The sequence below is a fragment of the Clavibacter sp. CT19 genome (assembly GCF_027858075.1).
Classification (GTDB): Bacteria; Actinomycetota; Actinomycetes; order Actinomycetales; family Microbacteriaceae; genus Clavibacter; species Clavibacter tessellarius_A.
In genome coordinates, this window is record NZ_JAQHYR010000003.1 from 89,695 (window position 1) to 114,029 (window position 24,335).

The 24,335-nt window shown below is 75.0% G+C and carries 27 protein-coding genes; 17 read left to right on the forward strand and 10 right to left on the reverse strand.

The features are described from left to right. The first annotated feature begins 2 nt into the window (after positions 1 to 2). From PED38_RS04470 to PED38_RS04480, 3 genes are read left to right on the forward strand one after another with little or no spacing between them, the layout of a single operon-like run. Entirely contained in the window at positions 3 to 887 is an 885-nt protein-coding gene (locus tag PED38_RS04470; RefSeq protein ID WP_063070188.1) for a hypothetical protein, read from the forward strand. Further along, positions 884 to 1,303: a phage holin family protein gene (locus tag PED38_RS04475; RefSeq protein ID WP_063070187.1), complete on the forward strand. Its 420-nt coding sequence runs from the start codon at positions 884 to 886 to the stop codon at positions 1,301 to 1,303. Before PED38_RS04470 ends, PED38_RS04475 begins: the two co-directional genes overlap by 4 nt. Continuing rightward, positions 1,300 to 1,851, forward strand: a complete 552-nt coding sequence (locus PED38_RS04480) for a DUF3618 domain-containing protein (protein ID WP_063070186.1) — start codon at positions 1,300 to 1,302, stop codon at positions 1,849 to 1,851. Before PED38_RS04475 ends, PED38_RS04480 begins: the two co-directional genes overlap by 4 nt. A gap of 337 nt (positions 1,852 to 2,188) precedes the next feature. Here PED38_RS04480 and PED38_RS04485 read toward each other — a convergent pair whose 3' ends face one another. Further along, entirely contained in the window at positions 2,189 to 3,319 is a 1,131-nt protein-coding gene (locus tag PED38_RS04485; RefSeq protein WP_063070185.1) for an FAD-dependent oxidoreductase, read from the reverse strand. Positions 3,320 to 3,525: 206 nt separating this feature from the next. Between PED38_RS04485 and PED38_RS04490 the strand changes: the two genes are divergently transcribed. Further along, positions 3,526 to 3,735 carry a DUF3073 domain-containing protein gene (locus tag PED38_RS04490; protein ID WP_012037444.1) on the forward strand — a complete coding sequence of 70 codons (210 nt, stop codon included), beginning with the start codon at positions 3,526 to 3,528 and terminating at the stop codon, positions 3,733 to 3,735. A 147-nt stretch (positions 3,736 to 3,882) separates the two neighbouring features. On the opposite strand, the gene purM is transcribed toward PED38_RS04490, so the two are convergent. After that, positions 3,883 to 4,992 (reverse strand): phosphoribosylformylglycinamidine cyclo-ligase, encoded by a 1,110-nt coding sequence (gene purM, locus PED38_RS04495; RefSeq protein ID WP_063070184.1) that lies wholly within the window; start codon positions 4,990 to 4,992, stop codon positions 3,883 to 3,885. A 90-nt stretch (positions 4,993 to 5,082) separates the two neighbouring features. Here purM and purF point away from each other — a divergent pair, with 90 nt between their 5' ends. Beyond that, entirely contained in the window at positions 5,083 to 6,543 is a 1,461-nt protein-coding gene (gene purF / locus PED38_RS04500; RefSeq protein ID WP_063070183.1) for an amidophosphoribosyltransferase, read from the forward strand. 43 nt (positions 6,544 to 6,586) lie between these two features. Here purF and PED38_RS04505 read toward each other — a convergent pair whose 3' ends face one another. Both PED38_RS04505 and PED38_RS04510 read right to left on the reverse strand, forming a co-directional pair. After that, positions 6,587 to 6,895, reverse strand: coding sequence for a hypothetical protein (locus PED38_RS04505; RefSeq protein ID WP_270979993.1), 309 nt, complete (start codon positions 6,893 to 6,895; stop codon positions 6,587 to 6,589). A 90-nt stretch (positions 6,896 to 6,985) separates the two neighbouring features. Next, entirely contained in the window at positions 6,986 to 7,366 is a 381-nt protein-coding gene (locus PED38_RS04510) for a sterol carrier family protein (protein WP_063070181.1), read from the reverse strand. Positions 7,367 to 7,731: 365 nt separating this feature from the next. On the opposite strand from PED38_RS04510, the gene purD reads away from it, so the two are divergent. Both purD and PED38_RS04520 read left to right on the forward strand, forming a co-directional pair. Further along, positions 7,732 to 8,982 carry a phosphoribosylamine--glycine ligase gene (gene purD / locus PED38_RS04515; RefSeq protein ID WP_270979995.1) on the forward strand — a complete coding sequence of 417 codons (1,251 nt, stop codon included), beginning with the start codon at positions 7,732 to 7,734 and terminating at the stop codon, positions 8,980 to 8,982. Continuing rightward, a complete protein-coding gene (locus PED38_RS04520; protein WP_270979997.1) occupies positions 8,979 to 9,914 on the forward strand; it encodes a phosphoribosylaminoimidazolesuccinocarboxamide synthase in 936 nt (311 codons plus the stop codon). The genes purD and PED38_RS04520 overlap by 4 nt, the downstream gene beginning before the upstream one ends. Before the next feature lie 63 nt (positions 9,915 to 9,977). Here PED38_RS04520 and PED38_RS04525 read toward each other — a convergent pair whose 3' ends face one another. Further along, a complete protein-coding gene (locus PED38_RS04525; RefSeq protein WP_063070178.1) occupies positions 9,978 to 10,202 on the reverse strand; it encodes a hypothetical protein in 225 nt (74 codons plus the stop codon). A 208-nt stretch (positions 10,203 to 10,410) separates the two neighbouring features. Here PED38_RS04525 and PED38_RS04530 point away from each other — a divergent pair, with 208 nt between their 5' ends. Then, a complete protein-coding gene (locus PED38_RS04530; protein ID WP_270979999.1) occupies positions 10,411 to 13,026 on the forward strand; it encodes a PIG-L family deacetylase in 2,616 nt (871 codons plus the stop codon). Continuing rightward, positions 13,023 to 13,850, forward strand: a complete 828-nt coding sequence (locus tag PED38_RS04535; RefSeq protein ID WP_270980001.1) for a glycosyltransferase — start codon at positions 13,023 to 13,025, stop codon at positions 13,848 to 13,850. The genes PED38_RS04530 and PED38_RS04535 overlap by 4 nt, the downstream gene beginning before the upstream one ends. Before the next feature lie 15 nt (positions 13,851 to 13,865). On the opposite strand, the gene PED38_RS04540 is transcribed toward PED38_RS04535, so the two are convergent. Further along, positions 13,866 to 14,360: a MarR family winged helix-turn-helix transcriptional regulator gene (locus PED38_RS04540; protein ID WP_270980003.1), complete on the reverse strand. Its 495-nt coding sequence runs from the start codon at positions 14,358 to 14,360 to the stop codon at positions 13,866 to 13,868. 109 nt (positions 14,361 to 14,469) lie between these two features. Here PED38_RS04540 and PED38_RS04545 point away from each other — a divergent pair, with 109 nt between their 5' ends. Further along, on the forward strand, positions 14,470 to 15,699 hold the full coding sequence (locus tag PED38_RS04545; RefSeq protein WP_270980005.1) for an FAD-dependent monooxygenase: 1,230 nt from the start codon (positions 14,470 to 14,472) through the stop codon (positions 15,697 to 15,699). 111 nt (positions 15,700 to 15,810) lie between these two features. After that, on the forward strand, positions 15,811 to 16,407 hold the full coding sequence (locus PED38_RS04550; protein WP_270980007.1) for a uridine kinase family protein: 597 nt from the start codon (positions 15,811 to 15,813) through the stop codon (positions 16,405 to 16,407). A 20-nt stretch (positions 16,408 to 16,427) separates the two neighbouring features. On the opposite strand, the gene PED38_RS04555 is transcribed toward PED38_RS04550, so the two are convergent. Continuing rightward, positions 16,428 to 16,844: a hypothetical protein gene (locus PED38_RS04555; protein WP_270980009.1), complete on the reverse strand. Its 417-nt coding sequence runs from the start codon at positions 16,842 to 16,844 to the stop codon at positions 16,428 to 16,430. A 66-nt stretch (positions 16,845 to 16,910) separates the two neighbouring features. Between PED38_RS04555 and PED38_RS04560 the strand changes: the two genes are divergently transcribed. Both PED38_RS04560 and PED38_RS04565 read left to right on the forward strand, forming a co-directional pair. Next, positions 16,911 to 17,039 carry a hypothetical protein gene (locus PED38_RS04560; RefSeq protein WP_270980011.1) on the forward strand — a complete coding sequence of 43 codons (129 nt, stop codon included), beginning with the start codon at positions 16,911 to 16,913 and terminating at the stop codon, positions 17,037 to 17,039. Continuing rightward, positions 17,036 to 18,364 carry a hemolysin family protein gene (locus PED38_RS04565; protein ID WP_063070171.1) on the forward strand — a complete coding sequence of 443 codons (1,329 nt, stop codon included), beginning with the start codon at positions 17,036 to 17,038 and terminating at the stop codon, positions 18,362 to 18,364. The genes PED38_RS04560 and PED38_RS04565 overlap by 4 nt, the downstream gene beginning before the upstream one ends. Positions 18,365 to 18,406: 42 nt before the next feature. On the opposite strand, the gene PED38_RS04570 is transcribed toward PED38_RS04565, so the two are convergent. The 3 genes from PED38_RS04570 to PED38_RS04580 are packed head-to-tail and all read right to left on the reverse strand — an operon-like array spanning position 18,407 to position 20,864. Further along, a complete protein-coding gene (locus tag PED38_RS04570) occupies positions 18,407 to 18,898 on the reverse strand; it encodes a PhzF family phenazine biosynthesis protein (RefSeq protein WP_270980014.1) in 492 nt (163 codons plus the stop codon). Beyond that, a complete protein-coding gene (locus PED38_RS04575) occupies positions 18,895 to 19,695 on the reverse strand; it encodes a DUF1206 domain-containing protein (protein ID WP_270980016.1) in 801 nt (266 codons plus the stop codon). The genes PED38_RS04570 and PED38_RS04575 overlap by 4 nt, the downstream gene beginning before the upstream one ends. Then, the gene (locus PED38_RS04580) at positions 19,692 to 20,864 is read right to left on the reverse strand and encodes an AI-2E family transporter (RefSeq protein ID WP_270980018.1); all 1,173 of its coding nucleotides are present in this window, start codon (positions 20,862 to 20,864) and stop codon (positions 19,692 to 19,694) included. Before PED38_RS04580 ends, PED38_RS04575 begins: the two co-directional genes overlap by 4 nt. A gap of 86 nt (positions 20,865 to 20,950) precedes the next feature. Here PED38_RS04580 and PED38_RS04585 point away from each other — a divergent pair, with 86 nt between their 5' ends. The 4 genes from PED38_RS04585 (at position 20,951) to PED38_RS04600 (ending at position 24,329) form a co-directional block, all read left to right on the forward strand. Continuing rightward, a complete protein-coding gene (locus PED38_RS04585) occupies positions 20,951 to 21,526 on the forward strand; it encodes a GNAT family N-acetyltransferase (RefSeq protein ID WP_270980020.1) in 576 nt (191 codons plus the stop codon). A 14-nt stretch (positions 21,527 to 21,540) separates the two neighbouring features. After that, on the forward strand, positions 21,541 to 22,044 hold the full coding sequence (locus PED38_RS04590) for a GNAT family N-acetyltransferase (RefSeq protein WP_270980307.1): 504 nt from the start codon (positions 21,541 to 21,543) through the stop codon (positions 22,042 to 22,044). Positions 22,045 to 22,170: 126 nt separating this feature from the next. After that, entirely contained in the window at positions 22,171 to 22,932 is a 762-nt protein-coding gene (locus tag PED38_RS04595; protein ID WP_063070165.1) for an ABC transporter ATP-binding protein, read from the forward strand. Next, a complete protein-coding gene (locus tag PED38_RS04600) occupies positions 22,929 to 24,329 on the forward strand; it encodes an ABC transporter permease (RefSeq protein ID WP_063070164.1) in 1,401 nt (466 codons plus the stop codon). The genes PED38_RS04595 and PED38_RS04600 overlap by 4 nt, the downstream gene beginning before the upstream one ends. Positions 24,330 to 24,335 lie beyond the last annotated feature (6 nt).

Below are 24,335 nucleotides of genomic sequence, written 5' to 3' on the forward strand. Positions count from 1 at the left end.
ACATGTCGAACGACCTCCGACCGGCGTCGCCCGTGAGCGGTGGATCCGCCGCCGACGACGCGTACCCGGCCGTCGCCCCCGCGTCCACCCTGGGCACGACCGGGACCACCGGCACGACCGCCAGCAGCAGCACCAGCAGCACCGCGGACACCGCGAAGGAGCAGGCCGCGGGCGTGGCCGACGACGCCAAGGCCGGCACGCAGCACGTCGCCGGCGTCACGAAGGACGAGACCCGCAAGGTCGCGTCCGAGGCCAAGGCGCAGGCGCAGGACCTCGTCGCCCAGACGCGCGACCAGCTCCGCGAGCAGACCGGCGTCCAGCAGGAGCGCGCCGCCGGCAGCCTCCGCACGCTCAGCGACGAGCTCCGGGACATGGGCGACCGGTCCGAGAGCACCGGCCTCGCCGGCGAGCTCGTCGCGCAGGCGTCGCAGCGCGCCGGCAGCGCCGCCTCGTACCTCGAGGGCCGCGACCCGGGCACGCTCCTCCAGGACGTCACGGACTTCGCGCGCCGCCGTCCCGGCCTGTTCGTCGGCCTGGCCCTCGTCGCCGGCGTCGCCGCCGGTCGCCTCGCGCGCTCGCTCACGAGCGAGGCGCACGACGCGAAGGAGGCGGAGGAGTCCACGACCACGACGACCGGCACGTCGACCGCGACGACCGCGCGCGCCACCGCGCCCGGAGACGTCGCCCCTGCCGCGCCCGCTGCCGCGGCCTCCGACCTGCCGTCGACGCAGCTCGGCGCGGACGACCCGCTCGGCGTCGGACCGTACGACGACGCCGACGACACCGCGTCCGTCGCCCCCACCCCGCTCTACGACCAGACGCGCCCCGTCGACCCGCTCACGGAGACCTTCGGCGCGGGCGACCGCACCGACGGATCGCGCGCATGACCGACGGACGCACCCCCTCCGAGGAGAAGGCCGCGACCACCAGCCTCGGCGACCTCCTCGGGAACGTGACGAAGGACGTCTCCACGCTGATGCGCCAGGAGATCGCCCTCGCCAAGGCGGAGATCAGCGACTCGGCCAAGAAGGCCGGGAAGGGCGCCGGCCTCCTGGGCGGCGCGGGATACGCGGGCCTCATGGCCGTGTTCTTCCTGTCCGTCGCCCTCATGGTCGGGCTGGGCTACCTGTTCGACGACCAGGCCTGGGGCGCGGTCGTCGTGGCCGTCGTCTGGGCCGTCATCGGCCTCGTGATGTACCTGCAGGGCCGCAAGCAGCTCAGGACCGTGCAGGGCGCGCCCCGCACGGCCGAGAGCGTGAAGAAGATCCCCGAAGCGATGAAGAGGAACGAGGCAGACCGATGAGCGACAACCCGGAGCAGATCCGTGCGGAGATCGAGCGCACGCGGAACGATCTGAGCATCGACGTGGACGCGGTGGCCGACAAGGTCACGCCCGCGAAGGTGGCGCAGCGCCAGACCGACAAGGTGCGCGGCGCCCTGTCCAACGTGAAGGACAGCGTCCTCGGATCCGCGAGCGACGCGCAGTCGCGCGCGGGCGACGCCGCCGGCGGCGCGAAGGCGAAGGCGAAGGGGAACCCCGTCGGCCTCGGCCTCGTCGCGTTCGGCGCGGGCCTCCTCATCGCCTCGCTGATCCCCGCGAGCGACAAGGAGAAGGAGCTGGCCTCGACCGTCAAGGACAAGGCCCAGCCCCTGGTGGAGAAGGCGACCGACGCCGCCAAGGACGTGGCGGGTGAGCTGAAGGAGCCCGCGCAGCAGGCCGCGCAGCAGGTCGCGGGCACGGCGCGCGACTCGGCTGAGACGGTCAGGTCGGAGGCGCAGTCGGCCGCGCAGGACGTCGAGGACAGCGCGCGGGACGCGAAGCGCACCGTGCAGGACGACGCCCGCGGCTGATCCCCGCACGCGCTCCGGAGGGGGGTCGGGTCGCGCGACCCGGCTCCCCTCGCGCGTGCTCCCGGGCAGGTCGCGGGCCACGCCGGACGGACGGGTGTCCTCGAAAAGGGGGACACGGATGTAGGGTCGTTGGTGCACGAACTCTTACCCCGGGAGGTCGTGCGGGCCCGACCGGACGACGGACGCATCGACGCCGATGCGCACCGAGCCGGCCGGTCGACGTCCGGGCCGACCCGTGAGGTCCGGATCGAGGCGGGGGCACGCGCCGCGAGTTCCCGCAGACGGCGCGGGCCCCCGCGACTCCCCCGACGCCCGGCGCGGCGACGCGCGCCGCCCCTCAGCCCAGCGCGGCGACGACCTGCCGCGCGATGCGCCGGCCCGCGCGGTTCGCGCCGATCGTCGACGCCTGCGGGCCGTAGCCGGCGAGGAACAGCCGGGGATCCCGCTCGGAGACACCGGACTCGACGCGCACGCCGCCCTCCTTCTCCCGCAGCCCGAGCGGTGCCAGATGGCGGATCTCGGGACGGAAGCCCGTGGCCCAGATCACGGCGTCGACCTCCTCACGCGCGCCGTCGGCCCAGACGACGCCGCGCTCCTCGAACCGGTCGATCGGCCCGCGGCTCGCGAGCAGGCCCCGGCGGATCCCCGCGGCGATGCGCCGGGTGCGCGGCACGCCGGTGCCGCTGACGATGCTCGGCAGCGCCTCCCCCGCCCGTGCCGCCCGGTCCTGCAGCTCGACGGCGCGGACGGCCGCCTCCACGTCGAGCTCGCCCGCCTCGAGGAAGTCGACGGGGCGCCTCGTCGACCACATCGTGCGCGCCGCGACGCCCTCCAGCTCCAGCAGGAACCCGATGGCCGACGTGCCGCCGCCCACGACGAGCACGCGCAGCCCGCGGAGATCGGCCGCCGAGCGGTAGCCGGACGTGTGCAGCTGGCGACCGCGGAACGACGCGAGCCCGGGATAGGACGGCACGAACGGCGCGCCCCAGGTGCCGGTGGCGTTGACGACCAGCCGGCTCACGCGATCGCCGTCGGAGGCGCGGACGAGGAGCGGCCGCACGCCGTCCGACGGATGCGCGGCGCGACGCCGTGAGGCCGTGGGCGGCGGCACGTCGGCGTCGAGCACGGCCCGGACCTCGACCGGCCGCGCGACGCGCAGGTCGAACGCCTCCTCGTACCGCGCGTAGTGCTCGCGGACGACCTCGCGCGCCGGGCGCATCCGGTCGGCCGTCGCGAACGACAGGCCCAGCTGCGACATGCCAGGGAGGTCGGCGACGCGATGCGCGGACCCCAGCCGGAGCGCCGCCCAGCGGTGCTGCCACGCTCCGCCGGTGGACGGCCCGCGGTCGAGCACGACGGCGTCGGTGCCCATGCGGAGCCCGAGCCGCTGCAGGTGGTACGCCACGGAGAGGCCGGCCTGCCCGGCACCTATGACCACGACCTGGGATTCGGCGGGTGCGCGGCTCATGGGACTGCCAGGCTAGCGCCCGCTCCCGCGCGGATCCCGTGCGGAGGGCGGAGCCGTACGATGCGGCCAGGAGCGTCCGGCGGGAGGACACGCCCGGGACGCCGGAGGCCACATGTTAGGGTAGCCCCTAGGTTTTCTCCAATCCCTGTCCGCTGTTTCCAGCGTTGTCGCCGCCCGTCGGGGCCTGAGTCGTGAGGGGGTCTCGCATGGGGCGCGGCCGTCAAAAAGCTAAGCACACCAAGATCGCGCGAGAGCTGAAGTCGTTCAGTCCCAATGTGGACTACACGCAGCTGGAGCGTGAGCTGACCACCCACGGGGCGGTCGACGAGCAGTACGCGGCCGAGGCCGCCAAGTGGGACGAGTACGCCGACGAGCCGGACGCCTACGTCCCGGGCGACGAGCAGAAGCGCGCCTGATCCCATCCCCGGCGAGAGCCGGGTGAGCTGCGGACCCGTCTCCTCGCGAGGCGGGTCCGTTCACGTGCGCCCGGTGCCGTCGCGCCCGGTGCCCGCACACGCGGGGCGCGGGCTGTCGACGTCCCGGGCGCCTCGAAGGCGGGCGGATCAGTCGCGGTAGCGGCCGGTGAGGCGCACGGCCCCGCCGTCCACGCCCTTCGCGCCCTGCTCGAACCCGGTGCCCGCGGGCGCCTCGCCCATCGCCACGCGCCCGGCCTCCCACGTCGGGATGCCCGCGGCGGTGAGCGCCTGCGCGATGCCCTCGGCGGCGGCCGGGTCGACGACGACGAACATCCCCACGCCGAGGTTCCACGTGCCCTCGGCGCTCTCGAGCGTCGAGCCGGCGATGCCCGACAGCGCGCGGAACACGGCAGGCGGCGACCAGGTGGAGCGCTCGACCTCGCTGAAGGACCCGCGCGGCAGCACGCGCGCGAGGTTCGCGGCGATGCCCCCGCCCGTGACGTGGCTGATGGAGTGCACGGCCGGGCCGAGCTCCGGCTGCGCGAGCACGTCGAGCAGCGGCGTCGTGTAGAGGCGCGTCGGCTCGAGGAGCACCTCGCCCACCACGCCGCCGAGCTCGGCGGACGTGTCGCCGAACCCGATGCCCGCGACGCGGAGGATGTGGCGCACGAGCGAGAAGCCGTTGCTGTGCAGGCCGCTCGATGCGAGGGCCAGCACGACGTCGCCGTCGCGCACGCGCTCCGCGCCGAGCACGGCATCCGCCTCGACCGCGCCGACCGCGGCACCGGCGACGTCGTAGTCGTCCGGGCCGAGGAGGCCCGGGTGCTCCGCCGTCTCGCCGCCGACGAGCGCGGTCCCGGTGTCGGAGCACGCGCGGGCGATGCCGGCGACGATGTCGGCGATGCGCGCCGGCACGACCCTGCCGCACGCGATGTAGTCCGTCATGAAGAGGGGGCGCGCGCCGACCACGACGATGTCGTCGACGACCATGCCCACGAGGTCCTGGCCGATGGTGTCGTGCTTGTCGATCGCCTGCGCGATGGCGACCTTGGTGCCGACGCCGTCCGTGGACGTCGCGAGGAGCGGGTGGCGGAAGCGCGTGAGGGCGCTCGCGTCGAACAGCCCCGCGAACCCGCCGAAGCCGCCGACCACCTCGGGGCCGTGCGTGCGGGAGACGGCCTCCTTCATCAGCTGGACCGCGAGATCGCCGGCCTCCGTGTCGACGCCGGCCTCTGCATAGGAGCTCTTGGTGGTCACGAGACACAGAGTAGCGGCCGGGCGCGTCGCTCCCGTGTGGGAGACTGGCCGCTCCCCCACCTCTTCTACTCTTCAGGAGTCAGCCGAAGCATGTGCGGCATCGTCGGCGTCGTATCGTCCGAACCCGTCAACCAACTCGTCTACGACAGCCTCCTGCTCCTGCAGCACCGCGGTCAGGACTCCACCGGCATCGCCACCGCGGAGGGCAACACCTTCCACGTGAAGAAGCTGAGCGGCCAGGTCCGCGAGGCCTTCCGCACCCGCGACATGCGCTCGCTGCTCGGCACGATGGGCCTCGGCCACGTGCGCTACGCCACCCGCGGCAGCGCCGCCGACGAGGACGAGGCGCAGCCCTTCTACGTGAACGCGCCCTACGGCATCGTGCTGGTGCACAACGGCAACCTCACGAACACGCGGGAGCTCGCGCAGGAGCTCTTCCACGTGGACCGCCGCCACACCAACACGAGCTCCGACACCGAGCTTCTCGTCAACGTGCTCGCGCACGAGCTGCAGTCGCAGGTGTCCGGCATGGCGCTGGATCCCGACCAGGTGTTCACCGCCGTCGAGCGCGTCCATGAGCGGGTCGAGGGCTCGTACGCGTCCATCGCGATGATCGCGGGGCACGGCATGCTCGCGTTCCGCGACCCGTTCGGGATCCGCCCGCTCACCCTCGGCCGCCGCGAGCTCGAGGGCGGCCGCATGGAGTGGGTCGTGGCGAGCGAGTCGCTCGTCATGGAGTCCCTGGGCTACGAGATCGTGCGCGACGTCGCGCCCGGCGAGGCCGTGTTCATCACGATGGACGGCGAGATGCACGCGCGCCAGTGCCACCCGACGCCGCGCCTCATCCCCTGCGCCTTCGAGTTCGTGTACCTCGCCCGGCCCGACTCGGTCATGTCCGGCATCGGCGTCTACGACGCGCGCCTGCGCATGGGCAACCGGCTCGCCGCCACCATCGCGGAGCACAGCCCGGCGGGCGACATCGACGTGGTCATGCCGATCCCGGACTCGTCCAGGCCGTCCGCCATGCAGGTCGCGCAGACGCTCGGGATCGAGTACCGCGAGGGCTTCTACAAGAACCGCTACGTGGGCCGGACCTTCATCATGCCGGGCCAGGCGCAGCGCAAGAAGTCGGTGCGGCAGAAGCTCAACGCCATGAGCTCGGAGTTCAAGGGGAAGAACATCCTCATCGTCGACGACTCCATCGTGCGCGGCACGACCAGCCGCGAGATCGTGGACATGGCGCGGCAGGCGGGCGCGAACAAGGTCACCTTCACCTCGGCGGCGCCGCCGGTGCGCTACCCGCACGTGTACGGCATCAACATGCCGTCCAGGCAGGAGCTCATCGCGCACGGGCGGAAGATCCCCGAGATCGCGCAGGAGCTCGGCGCCGACCACCTCATCTACCAGGAGGTCGCGGACATGCGGGACGCCATCCTGGAGGGGTCGACGGGCGTCGAGGACCTCGAGATGAGCTGCTTCACGGGCGAGTACATCACCGGCAACGTGACGCCGGAGTACCTGTCCTGGCTGGAGCGCACGCAGCTCAGCTGATCGGCGCGCGTGGAGGGCGGGCCGCGCGGATCCGCGACGCGGGTCAGGCGCCCGGCTCGCCCCGCTCCCGCTCGGCCGTGAGGACCCGGGAGCGGCGCGACGCCGCGCGGTCGAGCAGCAGCGCGAGGAGCGCCGCCAGCCCGCCGAAGAGCACGACCGCGAACAGCGCCAGGAACGCGAGCACCTGCGCCTCGGAGAACTCGGCGTTGGCGGGGAACGTGAGCGTGAGGATCATGGCCACGACGATGCCGAGCACGGCGCCGACGCCCATGAAGCGGAAGTAGCGGGGCGAGCGCCGGACGAGGACCTCGGTGCGGCGCTGGTCGTCGGGCTGGGGTCGGGCGTCGGTCATGGGTCCATCATCCCCCGCGCCCCGGACACCCGGCGACCCGGGTGGCCCGTCAGGGCGGACCGGGCGCCCCGCGGACGGCGCCGCATCCGCTCAGCGGTCGGCGGGCAGCTGCCACGGCACCGGCAGGAGGCCGCGGAGATCCGCCCGGAGGCCCGACGCGCGCACGGCTCCCGCCTCCACGCCCGCGTCCCAGGCGAGGCCGCCGGTGGCGAGCGCGATCCAGGTGGCGGGATCGGTCTCGATGACGTTGGGCGGCGTCCCGCGCGTGTGGCCCGGCCCCTCGATGCACTGCACGGCGCCGAACGGCGGCACGCGGACCTCGACGGTGCCGCCGGGCGCGAGGTCGGCCAGCGACTGGAGCAGGAAGCGCACGGCGGTGGCGCGCGTCTCGCGGTCGGCGTCCGCCCCCGCGGCGAGCGCGGCCCGCACCGCGGGCTGTCCGACGGTGGGGTGGATGCGCGCCTTGGCCATCGCCCCAGGATGCCAGAGCCGGCGGGCTCACCGACCCCGCGCGCCCCTCCAAGTGGGGCGCCGGGAGGAGTCCGCATTTAGGGGGACATCCATTACCGTGTATGGAAGTGCCCGGCGGTGACATCACCCGCGGGGCACCGCACGGCGTCCCCCGCCGCCGCCTTCCCGGGCGTCGACGGATCGGACGATGCGCCTCCCGACGGACCCGAACGACGTCGGGAGGGGCAGGGAGCCGACCCGGACCGTACCCGCGGCGGGTCGGCCTCCCGCCGTCCGCGCCCCGTGCACCCGGGGCGCGGATGCGCGTCTCCGCAGGGCGCTGCGCGAGCCCCGTCGGCCGGGCACCGCGTCGATAGGGTGGGGGCGTGAAGATCCTGGTACTCGGTTCCGGTGCGCGCGAGCACGCCATCGTCACGGCCCTGCTCCGGGAGGACGCGGAGCACGAGGTCATCGCCGCCCCCGGCAACGCGGGGATCGCGCGTGCCGTGCCCGTCGTGAAGATGGACATCGACGACCCCGTCGTCGTCGCCGAGCACGCGCTCGCCGAGGGCTTCGAGCTCGTCGTCGTGGGGCCCGAGGCCCCGCTCGTGGCCGGGGTCGCGGACGCGCTCCGCACCCGCGGCGTCCCCGTCTTCGGGCCGGGCCGCGCCGCCGCCGCGCTCGAGGGGTCCAAGACCTTCGCCAAGCGCATCATGGAGGAGGCGGGCGTGCCCACCGGCCGCGCCGCCCAGGCCGGCACCGTCGACGAGGTCGAGGCCGCGCTGGACGAGTACGGCGCTCCCTACGTCATCAAGGCCGACGGGCTCGCCGCGGGAAAGGGCGTGCTCGTCACGGCCGACCGCTCGCTCGCCCTCGAGCACGCCCGCCACTACCTCGGGCAGGGCACGGTGCTCGTCGAGGAGTTCCTCGCCGGCCAGGAGGTGTCGCTCTTCCTCCTCTCCGACGGGCACGACGTGCTGCCCCTCTCCCCCGCGCAGGACTACAAGCGCCTCGGCGACGGCGGCGCCGGGCCCAACACGGGCGGCATGGGCGCGTACTCGCCGCTGCCGTGGCTGCCGGAGGGCTTCGTCGACGAGGTCATCGACACCATCGCGCTCCCCACCGTGCGGAAGCTCGCCGCCGAGCAGACGCCGTTCATCGGCCTGCTCTACTGCGGCCTCATCCTCACGTCGGACGGCATCCGGGTCATCGAGTTCAACGCGCGGTTCGGGGATCCGGAGACGCAGGTCGTGCTGCCGCGCCTCGTCACCCCGCTCTCGCGGCTGCTGCTGGCCGCCGCGTCCGGCGAGCTCGGCGGCGTGCCGCGGCCGGAGTTCTCCGACGACGTGGCCGTCACGGTCGTGCTCGCGAGCGAGGGCTACCCCGAGTCGCCGCGCACCGGCCGTGTCATCACGGGCCTCGACGAGGCGGGCCGGGTCGAGGGCGTGAGCATCGCGCACGCCGCCACCGCCGAGTCCGACGCCGGGCTGGTCGCCACCGGCGGGCGCGTGCTCAGCGTGGTCGCGACGGGCGCGGGCTTCGACGAGGCGCGGTCGCGGGTGTACGAGGCGGTGGGGCGGATATCGCTCGACGGCGCCCAGCACCGCACCGACATCGCGGCGCAGGTCATCCGATGAGCGGCGCGGTCCCCACGGGCGCCGTGGCGGCCGGGCACGCCTCCGAGTGGGAGCTGCCGGGCTGGGAGCACGCCTACTCGGGCAAGGTGCGCGAGCTCTTCAGCCCCGCCATGGACGACACGGAGGACCGGGCGCTCGAGGGCGAGCCGCACGTGCTCGTCGTCGCGACCGACCGCGTGAGCGCCTACGACTTCGCGCTCGAGCCGGGCATCCCCGGCAAGGGCGAGCTCCTCACGCAGCTGAGCCTGTGGTGGTTCGACCGCCTCGACGTGCCGAACCACCTCGTGGACGGCGACACCCTCGCGCGCATCGGCGTGCCCGAGCCCGTCCGCGGCCGGGCGATGCTCTGCCGCGTGCTCGAGATGCTGCCCATCGAGTGCGTCGTGCGCGGCTACCTCGCCGGATCCGGCTGGGAGGAGTACCGCGAGCACGGCACCGTGTGCGGCATCCCGCTGCCCGCCGGCCTCCAGCAGGGCGACCGGCTGCCCGAGCCCATCTACACGCCGGCCTGGAAGGCGCCGCAGGGCGAGCACGACGAGAACATCACGTTCGCCCGCACGGAGGAGCTCGTGGGGCACGAGGAGGCGGCGCGGCTGCGCGACCTCTCGCTCGACGTGTACCGCCGCGCGTCGGCCATCGCGGAGGAGCGCGGCGTGATCCTCGCGGACACCAAGTTCGAGTTCGGCATCGACCCGCGCACGGGCATCACGACGCTGGCGGACGAGGTGCTCACGAGCGACTCGTCCCGCTACTGGGATGCCGAGGCGTACGCGACCGGCAACCGCACCGACAGCTTCGACAAGCAGATCGTGCGCGACTGGCTCGCCGCGAACTGGGACCGGACGGGCACGCCCCCCGTGCTGCCGGACGAGATCGTGGAGCGGACGGCGGCGCGGTACCGCGAGCTGATCGCGCGGCTGACCGGGCACTAGGCCGGTCGTGCCCGCCGCGGGTCGGCCCGTCCGCCGGGTGGACGCGCGCGGCTGGGGCTGGGGCTAGAGGTTCTCGTAGTTCCGGACGACGCGGTCGATGGCGACCTCGGCGACGTCGCGGGCCTCCTCGTCGGCGAGGGCGTCGAGAGCGCCCTCGATGTCCTCGCCGCCCATGCGGAGGACGGCCAGGCGCTCGAACTCCTCGACCGCCTCGGGGGTGGGCTGCGCGTCAGGTGCGGACGCGGTCGGGTCGATCGACTCGGACGGCTCGGTGGCGTGCTCGGTCATGGTGGTCCCCTCCAGTCGTGCGTGGGCGGGCGGATCGCGCCCCTTCCCTGCCGCCAGGGTCCCACATCCCCGCGGACGTCCGCCACGATCGCGCCCGCGGCACACCCGGGACGGAGCACCGCGTCACCACGGACGCGACGCTTGTAGGTTCGAAGGGAGACGCCGGTCGACGACCGGTCGACCGACCGACGAAGTGGATCCACCCCCTGTGACCTCCGGTTCCCCGCGCGACCGCATCCTCCCCGCACTCCCCAGCATCCGGGTCCGGCTCGCGTCGACGGCGGTGCCGCTCGCGGAGGACGCGCCGGGCCCGGCGACGCGGCGGGTCGTCGCAGCGCTCGCCGCGACGGACGGCCCGGCGCACGCGTGGCCGACGGAGCGCGCGCTCGAGCTCACCGCGGCGCTGGGCGCCGACGGCGCGCTGCCCGGCAGCGGGCGCACGCGCGATCTGTGGGAAGCGCTCGCCACGCTCGCGGCCGCGGACCTCGGGATCGCCCGGGCGGTGGAGCCGCACCTCGACGCGCTCGCGATCCTCGACCAGGAGTGGGAGGCCGGTGGCGTGCGCGCCGCCGCGGATCCACTCGCGGGCACGTGGGGGGTCTTCGCGGCCGAGGGAGGCGGGGATCCGCTGCGGGCCGTGCCGGCGGAGGACGCCGGCGACGGGCCGGCCGACGGCCCTGCCCCCGCCCCCGGCGGCGCCGTGCTGACCGGGACGAAGCCGTGGTGCTCGCTCGCGGGATCGCTGTCGCACGCGCTGATCATCGCGACGGCCGCCGACGGGACGCGCGCGCTCTACGCGGTGCGCCTCGACCACCCCGGCGTGGAGGTCGTGCCCGGCGCCTGGGCGGCGCGCGGGCTCGTCGAGGTGCCGAGCGGTCCGCTGCGGATGACCGGCGTGCCCGCGCGCCGCGTCGGCGCCCCCGGCTGGTACCTCGAGCGCGCCGGGTTCCACTGGGGCGCGATCGGCGTCGCCGCCTGCTGGCACGGCGGCGCGGTCGGGCTGGCCCGCACGCTGCTGGCGGCAGCCGAGCGGCCGGGCGCCGACCGCCTGACGCTGATGCACCTGGGCGCGGTGGACGCGGCCCTCGCCGCGTCGCGGAGCGCCCTCGACGAGGCCGCGCGGCTGGTGGACCGGGGCCTCGCGGAGGGCGAGGAGGGACGGCTGCTCGCCAAGCGGGTCCGCGGCATCGCCGCCCGCGCCGCCGAGGAGACGCTGATGCACGTCGCGCACGCGCTCGGACCGGCGCCGCTCGCGCAGGATCCTGTGCACGCCAAGCGCGTCGCCGACCTCGAGCTGTACGTGCGGCAGCACCACGCCGAGCGCGACGACGCGTCGCTCGGCGGCGCGCTGGTCGAGGCGGCGACGCGGGAGGTCGCGCGGGAGGCCGCGCGGGAGCCCGTCGAGCGCCCGGGTGACGCCGCGCCCGCGACCGGCGTCGCGTTCGACGCGCGCGAGCCGGGCGTCGACGCGGACGTGTGGCCCGCGGATCCGCGCTGGGACGCCATCCCCGAGCTGCGCCTCGACGACGTGCCGGCCCTGCTCGTGGTGTCCGCGCACGCGGACGACGAGTCCGTCGGCGCGGGCGGACTGCTCGCCGCGGCCGCCGCCCGCGGCGTGCCGGTGACCCTCGCGATCGTGACCGACGGCGCGGCATCGCACCCCGGATCCCCCACCGTCACGCCCGCCGAGCTCGCCGCGATCCGCCGCGACGAGGCCCGCGCGGCGCTCGACGCGGTCGCCCCCGGCGCGCGCCTGGTGCTGCTCGGCCATCCCGACGGCGGTGTGCGCGAGGCACGCGACGCCGTGCGCGCGGACCTCGCCGCGCTCGTCGCCGAGGCGGCGGCGGGCACCTGGGTCGCGGCACCCTGGCGCGGCGACGGACACCGCGACCACCGCGTCACGGGCGAGGTCGTCGCCGAGCTGGTGGCCGCGCAGGCGGCGGAGCGCGGCCTCCGCCTCGTCGAGTACCCCGTCTGGATGTGGCACTGGGCGACGCCCGACGACGCGCGCGTGCCGTGGGCCGACCTGCGGGCGCTCCCGCTGGATCCGGCCGCGCGGCAGGCGAAGCGCGCCGCGATGGACGCGCACGCGAGCCAGGTGCGGCCGCTCTCCGACGCCCCTGAGGACCGCGCCGTGCTGCTGCCCGCGTTCCTGCGGCACGCCGAGCGCGACCGGGAGGTCCTCATCGTCGCGGACCGCTCCGCCGAGCCGACGCCCGCCGGATCGCCGTCCGCGGCCGAGCGCTTCGACGCCGCGTACGCGCGCGACGAGGATCCGTGGCGCGTCACCACCCGCTGGTACGAGCGTCGCAAGCGCCTGGCGACCCTCGCGGCGCTGCCCGACGAGCGCTACGGGCGCGCGCTCGAGATCGGCTGCTCCATCGGCGTGACGAGCGCGGGCCTGGCCGAGCGCGTCGACGAGCTCCTCGCCGTGGACGTGGCCCCGACCGCCGTCGAGCGCGCCCGTGCCCGGCTCGCCGACGCCCCGCACGTGCGGGTGGAGGTGCGCGACGTGGGCGCCGACTGGCCCGCGGGCGCCTTCGACCTCGTCGTGATGAGCGAGGTCGGCTACTACCTCGACGACGACGCGCTCGACCGCGTGCTCGCGGCGCTGCCCGATGCGCTCGGCCCCTCCGGCACCCTGGTCGCCTGCCACTGGCGGCACCCCGAGGGCGACTTCCGCCGCTCGGGCGACGAGGTGCACGCGCGGCTGGCCGGCGTGCCCGGGCTGACGCGCATCCTCCGGCACGAGGAGGACGACTTCCTGCTCGAGGTGCTGTCGGCGGATCCGCGCTCGGTCGCCGCCCGGACGGGGCTCCGGTGACGGGGGCGTCGGCCGCGTCCGACCGCGCGGAGGAGCCGGAGCGGGGGCGGCGGCGGATCCGCGCGGTCGCGGTCGTCATCCCCGCGCGCGACGAGGAGGCGCTCGTCGGGCGCTGCCTCGCGTCCGTCGAGGTCGCCGCGGAGCGCGCCCGGGCCGCGGGCGTCGACGTGCGCGTGATCCTCGTCGCCGACGACTGCCGCGACCGCACCGCGGAGATCGCCCGGGCGGCCGGCGTCGAGGTCATCGAGAGCTCGGCCGGCCGGGTCGGCGCCGCGCGGGCGCGGGGAGTCGACGCCGCGCGCGCCGGCTGGGACGGTGCGGACGCCGAGCTGTGGCTCGCGTGCACCGACGCCGACTCGGAGGTGCCGGCCGCGTGGATCACCAGCCAGCTGCAGCTCGCGGACGCCGTGACCGACGTGGTCGTGGGCACCGTCCGGCCGGAGCTCGAGGCGCTCAGCCCGGCGCAGATCGCGGCCTGGCGGGCGACGCGCGTGCCCGGCGAGGCGAACGGGCACGTCCACGGCGCGAACCTCGGCGTGCGCGCGGACGCGTACGCGGCGGCCGGCGGCTTCCCCGCGGTCGTCGAGCACGAGGACGTGGACCTGGTCGCCCGGCTCCGCTCCCACGGCGCGCGGATCACGGCGTCGGCCGCGGGCGAGGTGCTCACCTCGAGCCGGCGCGACGGCCGGACACCCGGCGGCTACGCGGGGTACCTGCACGTGTCGCTGCTGGCGCGAGCGGCCGAGCGGGCTGCGGAACGCGCTGCGGCGACGCGGACGACGGAGCGCGCGGGCTGCGACAGCCCCTGCGTCTCCGCTGGCTGACCCGACGACCGCCCCTCAGCTCCCGGTCGCGCCGTCGCCGGCCAGTGCGCGCGTCCCCGCCGCCGTGCCCTCCGTGACCGCGCGCACGACCGCCGCCGCCGTGCGGAGCTGGTCGGCGGTGAACCCGTCGAGCGCCCGGTCGACCTCGACCTGCGCGCCCTGCAGCATGGCCATCACGCGCGCCTTGGACCCCGCGGTCGGCCGCAGCGTCACGATCCGCCGATCGTCGCTCTCCCGGCTCCGCACGATGTGCCCGCCGCCCTCGAGCCGGTTGACGAGCGCGGTCGTGGCCCCCGAGGTCAGATGGAGCCGTTCCGACAGGCGGGCCGGGGACAGCGCCCGGCCCGCGGTCTCCGCCCAGATCACCTCGGCGAGCGCCGTCGTGTCCGTCGTCGGCAGACCGACGGCCGCGGCCAGCTGCCGCACCGACTCGTCGAACGCGGTCGTGTGGTCCCGGAGCCGCTCGAGCACCTCGGAGCGGTCCCCCGGTACCGCGATGGTGTGGGACATGTCGTGTTCCTCCGAGTCGACGCGAATGCTTCACCGTGAAGCATCTACGACATAGAGTCTACTCGCGCCCGGGATCCCGGGTCCGCTCGACGACCGAGGAGATCACCGCATGGCCGACACCACCCACCACCGCCCGAGGGTCCTCGTGACGGGAGCCAGCATCGCCGGTCCGGCGCTCGCCTGGGGACTGCACCGCGAGGGCTTCGACGTGACCCTGCTCGAGCGCTCGGCCGAGCCGCGCCAGGCGGGGCAGAACATCGACGTGCGCGGGCTCGGCCGCGACGTGCTCCGGCGCATGGGCGTCGAGGACATCGTCATGGCGAACCTCACCGGCGAGGACGGGACGCGCTTCGTCGACGAGGAGGGGCGCGTCCTCGCCACGTTCCCCCGCACCGCCGGGAAGGACGGGCCGACGGCGGAGGTGGAGATCCTGCGCGGCCGGTTCGCGGGGATCCTCGTCGACCTCGTGCGGGACGACGTCGAGCTCCGCTACGGCGACTTCGTGACGGGGGTGCGCCAGGACGCGACCGGGGTCGACGTCGAGCTCGCGAGCGGATCCCGCGAGCGCTACGACCTCCTGCTCGTGGCCGAGGGCCGCAGCTCCCGCACGCGCCGGCTGGCCTTCGCCGAGGAGACCACGCTCCGCGACCACGGCGTGAGCATCGCCTACGGGACTATCGACCGGATCCCCGGCGACACCGGCTACTGGGACTTCCTCACGGGGCGCGGCGCGCGGAACGCCACCATCCGGCCCGACGACGTGGGCACGATCCGCGCGAGCCTGTCGTTCGAGTCGGAGCCCTCCGGGTTCGAGCAGCTGCCATTCGACGCGCAGATGACCGTGCTCCGCGCGCGCTTCCGCGGCGCGGGCTGGCAGGTCGAGCGGATCCTCGACGGGTTCCAAGCGCGCCCGGACGAGTTCTACACGCAGCGCATGGAGCAGGTGATCGTCTCGACGTGGTCGAAGGGACGCATCGCGCTCCTCGGCGACGCGGCCTGGGGATCCGGCCCCACGGGCATGGGCACGACCCTCTCGCTGGTCGCCGCCCACGTGCTCGCGGGCGAGCTGGGACGCGCGCTCGCGGACACGGGCGACACCTTCCCGGCCGCGTTCGCGCGATACGAGGCGCAGCTGCGGCGCTACGCCGACAGCGCGCAGGGGCTGCCGCCGGGCGGGGCGCGCCTCACGCACCCGTCGTCCGCGCTCGGGCAGAAGGCGCTGCGCGGCGCCGTGCGGGTGGCCGCGTCGCGGCCCGTGCGCGGGTTCGGCGACCGCTTCCCGCTGACGAGCGCCCGGCACGCGCCGACGCTCGCGGAGTACCCGGCGCTGCGCGGCTGAGGGGCGGAGCCGGGCCCCGCCTCCCGGCCGCTCGGCGGATCGCCACGGCGGGTCCGTGGCGGCGCGCGTGCCCGCGCGATCCCGCATCGCGACGCCCCGTACGCTCGCGACATGGACGCGTTCGAGCTCGCCCGGCAGGTGACCGCCCTGCGCGCCGCGGCCGACCGCCCGATCGTCGTCGGGGTGTCCGGCTACGGCGGATCCGGCAAGTCGACGCTCGCCCGGCAGCTCACGGCCGCCCTCCCCGGCGCGGTGCGCCTGCGGGGCGACGACTTCCTCGACCCGACGCGGTCGCACCGCCGGTCGTCGGATTGGGACGGCGTCGAGCGGACGCGGCTGGTGGAGGAGGTGCTGGGTCCGCTCCGCTCCGGCCGACCCGGGTCCTTCCGGCGCTACGACTGGGGCCGGCGCGCGCTCGGCGCTCCCGAGCCGCTGCCCGGGACGGACCTGCTGGTGGTCGACGTGATCGGGTTGCTGCACCCGGAGGCCCGTGCCGGGATCGACCTCGCCGTCTGGTGCGACGTCGACCTCGCGACGGCGTCCGCCCGCGGCATGGCCCGCGACGCCCGGCTCGGCCGCGACCACGTCGCCCTCTGGCATGAGGTCTGGATCCCGAACGAACGCGACTTCGACACCCGCTTCGCTCCGCGCGCGACGGCCGACGTGCTGATAGATGCCGGGCCGGTCACCTCGGAGCCGACGACCTGACGGCCTGACGGCCTGACGCGTCAGCGCGTCTCGTCGGCCTCCGCGCGAGCGGACCGCAGCGCCGCCCAGCGCCGGTGCGCGAGGACGTGGAGCACCAGGGAGACCGCGGCCACCAGGGCGAGCGCGCCCGCGAGCGTCCACATGCCGGTGTCCCCGCCGATCGCCGCCACCACGGCGCTGGCGACCGCCAGGATGGCCAACCCGACGCCCACCGCGAGGAGCCCGTTCGTCGGCCCCTCCTGCCGGGGCGCGACGGGCCGCTCGGGGACGCGCTCCCACGTCACGATGAAGAGGGTCGCGATCGGGCCGAGGAACAGGGAGACGAGGAACCACGTCCACCTCGACCGGTTCTTCTGCTCGGCGAGGCCGGCGTTGACGAGCGCGAGGGCGAGCCACACCAATGGGGCGTTCCATTGCTGGTCCATGCCGTGATCCATGCCCCGACGCTAGGGCACGACCGCCCGCCCCGGCTATTTCCCCACCCGCTCCGCTAGCCTCGTCGCATGCACAGAACCGCGCGGGAGCCCGCTCCCGACAGCCACAGTCCCGGCGCCCGGACGACCCCGGGCACGCCCCGCACCCTCCGCGCCGCCCGCCTCACCGCGATCCGCCGGGCCGGCACCCGCTCGTGAACGGCGACCTCCTCCTCAACATCGTCCTCGTCGTCGTGTTCGTCCTCGTCGGCGGCGTGTTCGCCGCCACCGAGATGGCGCTCGTCACCCTCCGAGAGGGCCAGCTCAACGCCCTCGCCGCCCGCGGCCGCCGCGGTGAGAAGGTCGCCGCGCTCGCCCGGAACCCCAACACCTTCCTCGCGGCGGTGCAGATCGGCGTGACCGTCGCCGGGTTCGCGTCCGCCGCCTACGGCGCCTCGTCCATCGCGCCGTCCGTCGTCCCGCTGCTCGAGTCGTGGGGCCTGGAGGCCGGCTTCGCCTCCACGCTCGCCACGCTCCTGCTGACGCTGGTGATCGCGTACCTCTCCCTCGTGCTCGGCGAGCTCGCGCCCAAGCGCCTCGCGATCCAGCGCAACGCCGGGTTCGCGTACGGCGTCGCGCCCGTGCTCAACGGCTTCGCGATCCTCATGCGGCCCGTGATCTGGCTGCTCTCCGCGTCGACGGACCTGGTCGTGCGCCTCCTCGGCGGCGACCCGCACAAGACCGGCGAGGAGATGAGCGAGGAGGAGCTCCGCGACATCGTCTCCAGCCACGAGGGTCTCCCGGACGACGAGCGCCGGATCCTCGACGACGTGCTCTCCCTCCGCCACCGCCAGCTCAGCGAGGTGATGAAGCCGCGGCCCGAGATCGCCGCGCTCGACGGCGCGGGCACGGTGCGCGACGCGGGGATCGACGTGCAGGACCGGCCGTACTCGCGCTATCCCGTGATGGACAAGAGCATCGACGACGTCATCGGCTTCGTGCACGTGCGCGACCTGTACCAGGCGATCGCGGCGGATCCGGAGCGGCCCGTCGCCGAGATCCTCCGCCCGATCCCGTACCTCCCGGCGACCGCGCGCGTGCTGCCGACGCTCACGATGATGCGCGCCGAGGGCCACCAGATCGCCGTCATCGTCGACGAGTACGGCGGCACCGACGGCATCGTCACGCTCGAGGACCTCGTGGAGGAGGTCGTGGGCGAGATCTTCGACGAGTACGACACCGACTCCGCCGCGCGCGACCTCGCGGAGGACGGCGGCACGATCGACGGCCGCCTCAACTTCCAGGACTTCGAGGAGGCGACGGGCGTCAGGCTCCCCGACTCGGCGTCCGACACCGTCGCGGGCTTCGTGATCGAGAACCTCGGGCGGCTCGCGCAGGTCGGCGACTCGGTCGCGGTCGACGGCGTGACCCTCCAGGTGACCGCGCTCGACCGGCGCCGGATCTCGGAGATCCTCGTCGTGCCGCGCGAGGAGCCGGCGGACGCGGACGACGACGACGGGACGGCCGAGCGCACGACGGCGTAGCGGAGCCGGCGCGGCAGCGCGTCAGGGCGTCGGGCGCGCGGATCAGGGCAGCGGGACCACGCGGTCCGCGACCGTCCGCCCGCCGACCTCGGCCCGGCCGTCGGCGAGCAGCCGCGTCACCAGCTCGCTGCCGCGGCCCTGCGTGATCCGCAGGTCGCGACCGAGGTGCGCGGTGATGCGGAGCGCGGCGGATCCCGTCGCCTCGTCCTCGGCGATGCCCAGCGCGGGAGCGCCCGTGCGCGAGCGGATCGCGCCCGCGGCCTCGTCGATCCACGCCCAGGCGTAGAGGTGGTCCACGGTCGCGTCCGCGACGGCCACCCCGCACGACGCCAGCCACCACGCGGCGCCGACCGTCGGGTGCCCGGCGAACGGCAGCTCGCGCGCGATCCCCGCCTCGCGACCGTCCGTGCGCGCCGACGCGAGCACGATCCCGAGCTCGTTGCCGTGCTGCCCGTGCGCGTCCGCGAACACCCGCACGACGTGCACCTCGTCCGGCCGCACGCCGTCGAGGGCGACGACCGGACGCCCGGTCACAGGTCCGCGTAGCGCGCGCGGGCGCCGCAGTACAGGCCGTACGCGATGAGGCCGAGGCCCGTGATCGCGAGGACGGCGACGCCGGCGGGGAGCTCGGCGAGCGACTGGAGCGCGCCGTCGAGGCCCGTGGCGCGGCGCGGGTCGGCTGTCACGGCGCCGACGACGAACAGCACGCCGACCGCGACGAGCGCCACGCCCTTGGCGATGTAGCCGGCGACGCCGAGCGCGGTGATGCCCCGGCCGAGCGAGCCCGCGGGCACGGAGATGTCCTCGCGGAAGCGCTTCGTCCCGCCCTTGTGGGCGAAGTAGACGCCCACCGCGATGACGCCGAGGCCGACGAGCACGAGCATCACGACGCCACCGGGCGCCGCGAGGACGCGGGCGCTCAGCGACTGCGTCTGCGCGGTCGAGTCGCTGGATCCGCCGGTCGCGAAGCGCAGGGCCGTCGACGCGATCACGAGGTACGCCACGGCCTTGCCGAGCTCCTTGGCGCGCGCGGCCCAGGTGCCCTTCGCGTCGTCGCCGCGCGCGAGCACGGTCTCCACGAGCTGCCAGAGGCCGAGGCCGACGAGGCCGACCACGATGACCCAGACGAGGATGCGGCCGCCCGGCGTCTGGGCGATGGAGCCGAGCGCGCCGGACTGGTCGGCCCCGCCGCCACCGGTGCCCGTGGCGAGGCGGAACGCGATGACGCCGATGAGGAGGTGCAGCAGGCCGTTGACCGCGTGCCCGAGACGCGCGGCGACGGCGAACCCGGGCTCGCGCTGGAGGCGGGACGCGGCGCCGCTGGCGCTCATCGGTCGGCGTGCGTCGTGGTCACGGGAGCCGAGGAGCGGCCGGTGAGCAGCGAGGTGAGGCCGCGCACGCCGCGCTTCCCCGGTGGCGCCTCCGCCTGCCGTGGGCTCGCGTCGGCCGGCTCCTCCTCGTCGGGCTCCATCACGATCTTCCAGGCGGTCCAGGCGACGGCGGTGAGCGGCACCGAGAGGATCGCGCCGATGATGCCGCCGAGGATCGTGCCGGCGGTGAGCGCCAACAGCACGACGAGCCCGTGCAGCTTGAGCGCGTTGCCGAGCACGACCGGCTGCAGCAGGTTGCCCTCGAGCTGGTTCACGGCGACGACGATGATCACGACCACGATGGCCGTGTTGAGGTCGTTGGTGACGAGCGCGACGAGCGCCGCCAGGATCCCCGCGACGGTCGCGCCGACGATCGGCACGAACGCGCCGATGAACACCACGAGCGAGAGCGGCAGCGCCAGCGGCACCCCGAGGATGAAGAGGCCGGCGCCGATGAACACCGTGTCGACGAGCGCGACCGTCGCCGTGCCGCGGATGTAGCCGCCGAGCACCTTGGAGCCCTCGTGGCCGACGCGCACGGCGCGCTTCCGGCCACGACCGCGGAACGGGCGGATGAGGAACGCCCAGATCTGCGGCCCGTCCTTGACGAAGAAGAAGAACACCACGAGCCCGAGCACCGCGCCCGTCACGACCTCGGCCGCGGCGGAGACGCCCGCGATGGCGCCGGATCCGAACTGGCTGCTGGTGAGGAAGTCGACCGCGGACGTGCGGAGCGAGTCGATCTGCGCCGAGTCGATGGGCAGCCCGCCCTCCTGGATGAACGCCTGCAACTGGTCGACGCCCTCGCTGGTGGCCTTCACGAGCGTCGGCCACTGGCTCTGCACGCCGAAGACGACGAGCGTGATCGCGCCGCCGAAGAGCACGAGGCCGGTGAGGAGCGCGATGGCGGCGGCGAGCGCGTCCGGGACGCCGCGGCGCTCCATCCACAGCACCATCGGGCGCACGGCGCACGCGAGGATCAGCGCGATGATCACCGGGATCACGACGAGCTTGAGCGAGATGGCGGCGTACACGATCGCGATGGCGACCACGAGGACCGCCAGGATCTGCACGCAGCGGATGGAGAGGCGGCCGAGCTTGTCCTGCCAGACGGACTGCGGGGTGGTCATGCGCTCCACCCTACGGGCGGGCGGCGCGCGCGTCCGGGCTGCGGCCGGGCCCGGACACCGGCGCGGCCGGCCGATACCCTCGACCCATGGGACCCCGCCTCTCCGTCGTCCGCGAGGGCGCGCTCGACGTCGCCGAGCACGAGCGGATCGCGGCGCTCCTCGCGCTCGCCTTCCCCGACTTCGCGGCGGGCTACGCGGGCGCGCGCAGCTGGGCGGGCGCGCAGCCCGAGCTGCGGATCCTCGTGCACGACGGCGACGCGCTCGTGGCGCACGCGGGGATCCGTCGCGTGTTCGTGGAGGTGGGCGACGGCCGGGGCGACCCGGCGGACGACCTGCTCATGGGATCCACCGGCATGGTCGCCGTGCGCCCGGAGCGGCAGGGCGAGGGCCTCGGCACGCTGCTCGCCGACGGGATCCGCGGCGCCCTCGCGCGCCTCGCCGTCCCGTTCGGCCTCCTCGAGACGGGCGCCGAGACCACGGGCTACTACGCGCGCCACGGCTGGCTCCCGCTCGACGGCCGCAGGGGCCACTACAACGGCTTCACGCTCCTCGGCGCCGCGGGCGTCGTGCACCAGGACCACGGCTGGATGGCGCTGCCCGTCACCTCCCCCGCCGACGCCCTCCCCGCGGGCGACCTCCACGTGAACGGGCAGCTGGTGTGATCCCGATGGACGCCGTGATCCACCGCCTCCGCGCCGAGGACTGGCGCGACTACCGCGCCCTCCGCCTCGAGATGTTGGAGGACACCCCGCCCGCCTACCTCGAGACGCTCGAGCACGCGCGCGCCCAGCCGGAGTCGGACTGGCGCGCCCGCACCGCGCGCGCGGAGCAGCCGGGCAGCACCGCCTACGTCGCCGTGGAGCGCGCGACCGGCCGCTGGCTCGGCGCGATGAACGCGTTCGTGGCCGCGGATCCCACGCGCGTGATGCTCGTGAGCGTCTACATCACCCCCGACGCCCGCGGCCGCGCGGCGGGCGTCACCGACATGCTCCTCGACGCCGTGATCGCGTGGGCGCGCGACCGGCCGAACGTCCGCGCCGTGCGGCTCGAGGTCCACGAGGACAACCCGCGCGCCCGCGCCTACTACGCGCGCCGCGGCTTCGCGCTCACGGGCCGCAGCGTCCCGTACGCGCTCGACCGCTCGCAGCGCGACCTGGAGATGGAGCTGCCGCTGGGGTGAGCGCGCCCGCGGGCCCGGTCCGCCGCACCGCGTAGGGCGGGACCCGACCCGGAACCGGCCCGGAGCCCGCCCGGGATGGTCCGAGAGACCGACGCGCCGCCCCCGGCTCCTCTCTACTGTCGGAGCATGCAGACATCCCCCGAGTCCTCCGGTGTCGTCGCGCGCGCCGAGCGCCTGTGCAAGTCGTACGGGAGCGGGAGCACCGCGGTCACCGCCCTCGACGACGTGACCCTCGAGATCCGCCGCGGCGAGTTCACGGCGATCATGGGCCCGAGCGGATCCGGCAAGTCCACCCTGATGCACATCCTCGCCGGCCTCGACACCCCCACGTCCGGCCGCGTCTGGATCGGCGACACCGACGTCTCCGCCCTCGACGACACGGCCCTCACCCTGCTCCGGCGCCGCCGCGTCGGCTTCGTGTTCCAGTCCTTCAACCTCGTGCCCACGCTCGACGTCGAGGGCAACATCCTGCTCCCGTTCGAGCTCGACGGCCGCCGACCCGACGCCGACGAGCGCCGGTGGATCGACGGGTTGATCGGGTCGCTCGGCCTCGCGCCCCGCCTCCGCCACCGCCCGCACGAGCTGTCCGGCGGCCAGCAGCAGCGCGTCGCGATCGTGCGCGCGCTGGGCACGCGGCCCGACCTCGTGTTCGCCGACGAGCCGACGGGCAACCTCGACTCGCGGACCGGGCGCGAGGTCCTGACCCTGCTGGCCGCGGCCAGCTCCGAGCACGGCCAGAGCATCGCGATGGTGACGCACGATCCGGTCGCCGCGAGCTACGCCGACCGCGTCGTCTTCGTGGCCGACGGCCGCGTGGTGGAGGAGCGCGGCCGGTCGAGCGCGGCCGACATCAGTGGGTACATGCTGGGGATGGAGGGCGTCGCGTGAAGGTCTCCGCGCTGCGGGGGCACGGTCCGAGCGTGCTCGTCGCCACGCTGTCGTCGGCGTTCGGCACCACGCTGCTGCTCGTGGTCGGCGACCTCTCCACGATGATCTCGGCGAACGGCTACACGGGCGGCAAGGACATCGTCATCGCGATGCTCACCGCCGTGGGCGTCGTGTTCATCGCCATCGCCACCTTCGTCGGCGCGGTGGTCACGGCCAACGCCTTCGCCACGATCATCGCCGGGCGCACGCGCACCATCGCGCTCCTCCGACTGATCGGCGCGAGCGCGTCCAGCCAGCGGCGCGCCGTCGCCCGCGAGGGCCTGGCCGTGGGCGCGGTGGGCAGCGTCCTCGGCGTCGGAGTCGGCATCGCGGCCACCGCCGCGCTCCTGGCGGTCGCGACGTCGCTGCGTCTCGTCCCCGACCTGCCGTACGCGCTCGTCCAGCCCGCCGTCGCGCTGCCGGTGGTCGCCGTGCTGCTCACCACCTGGCTCGCGTCGTGGATCGGGTCCCGGCGCGTGCTGGACGTCTCGCCCATGCAGGCCGTCGGCGGCGCGCAGGAGATGCGGCACGAGGAGGCGCGGCGCCACCGGGGCCGGGACGCCGTGGCGGTCGTCCTCCTGGTGCTCGGGATCGGGCTGCTCGCGCTCGGCATCGTGAAGGGCCTCGAGGATCCGATCGGGATCCTGCCGTCCGCCGCGGGAGGCCTGCTCTCGTTCTCGGGCTTCGTGCTCGGCGCCCCGGTCGTCATGCCGACGGCCCTGCGCCTCGTCGGCCGGGTGCTCGGCCGAGGCCCCAGCGGTCGCCTCGCCGCCGAGAACGCCGTCCGCTACCCCGAGCGGAGCACGCGCACCACCACCGGGCTCGTCATCGGGGTCGCCCTCGTCACCATGTTCGCCGTCGCCTCCGCGAGCGTGGAGCACGCCATCGCCCGCCACTACGCGCACGATCCGGAGAGCATGCAGGCCGTCGCCCCGACGCTCGTCGCCATGGTCGTCGTCTTCTCCGTGCTCACGGGGTTCAGCGCCCTGATCGCGGCCATCGGCATGATGAGCACCCTCGCCCTCAGCGTGCTCCAGCGCACCCGCGAGCTGGGCCTGCTCCGCGCGCTCGGCTTCACCACGCGGCAGCTGCGGCGCATGATCACGGTCGAGAGCGCGCAGCTCACCGTGACGGCGGTGCTCGTGGGGCTCGCGCTCGGCACCGTCTACGGCTGGGCGGGCGCGCAGTCGCTGCTGGCCTCGCTGCCGAGCACGGGCGGGTTCATCGAGCCCGTGGTGCCGCTGTGGCTGATCGCCGCGGTGACGGTCGCCGCGACGCTGCTCACCGTCGTCGCCTCCCTCGGCGCCGCGCGCCGGGTGACGCGCATCTCCCCGGTCGCCGCGCTCGCGGTGGAGTGACGGGCC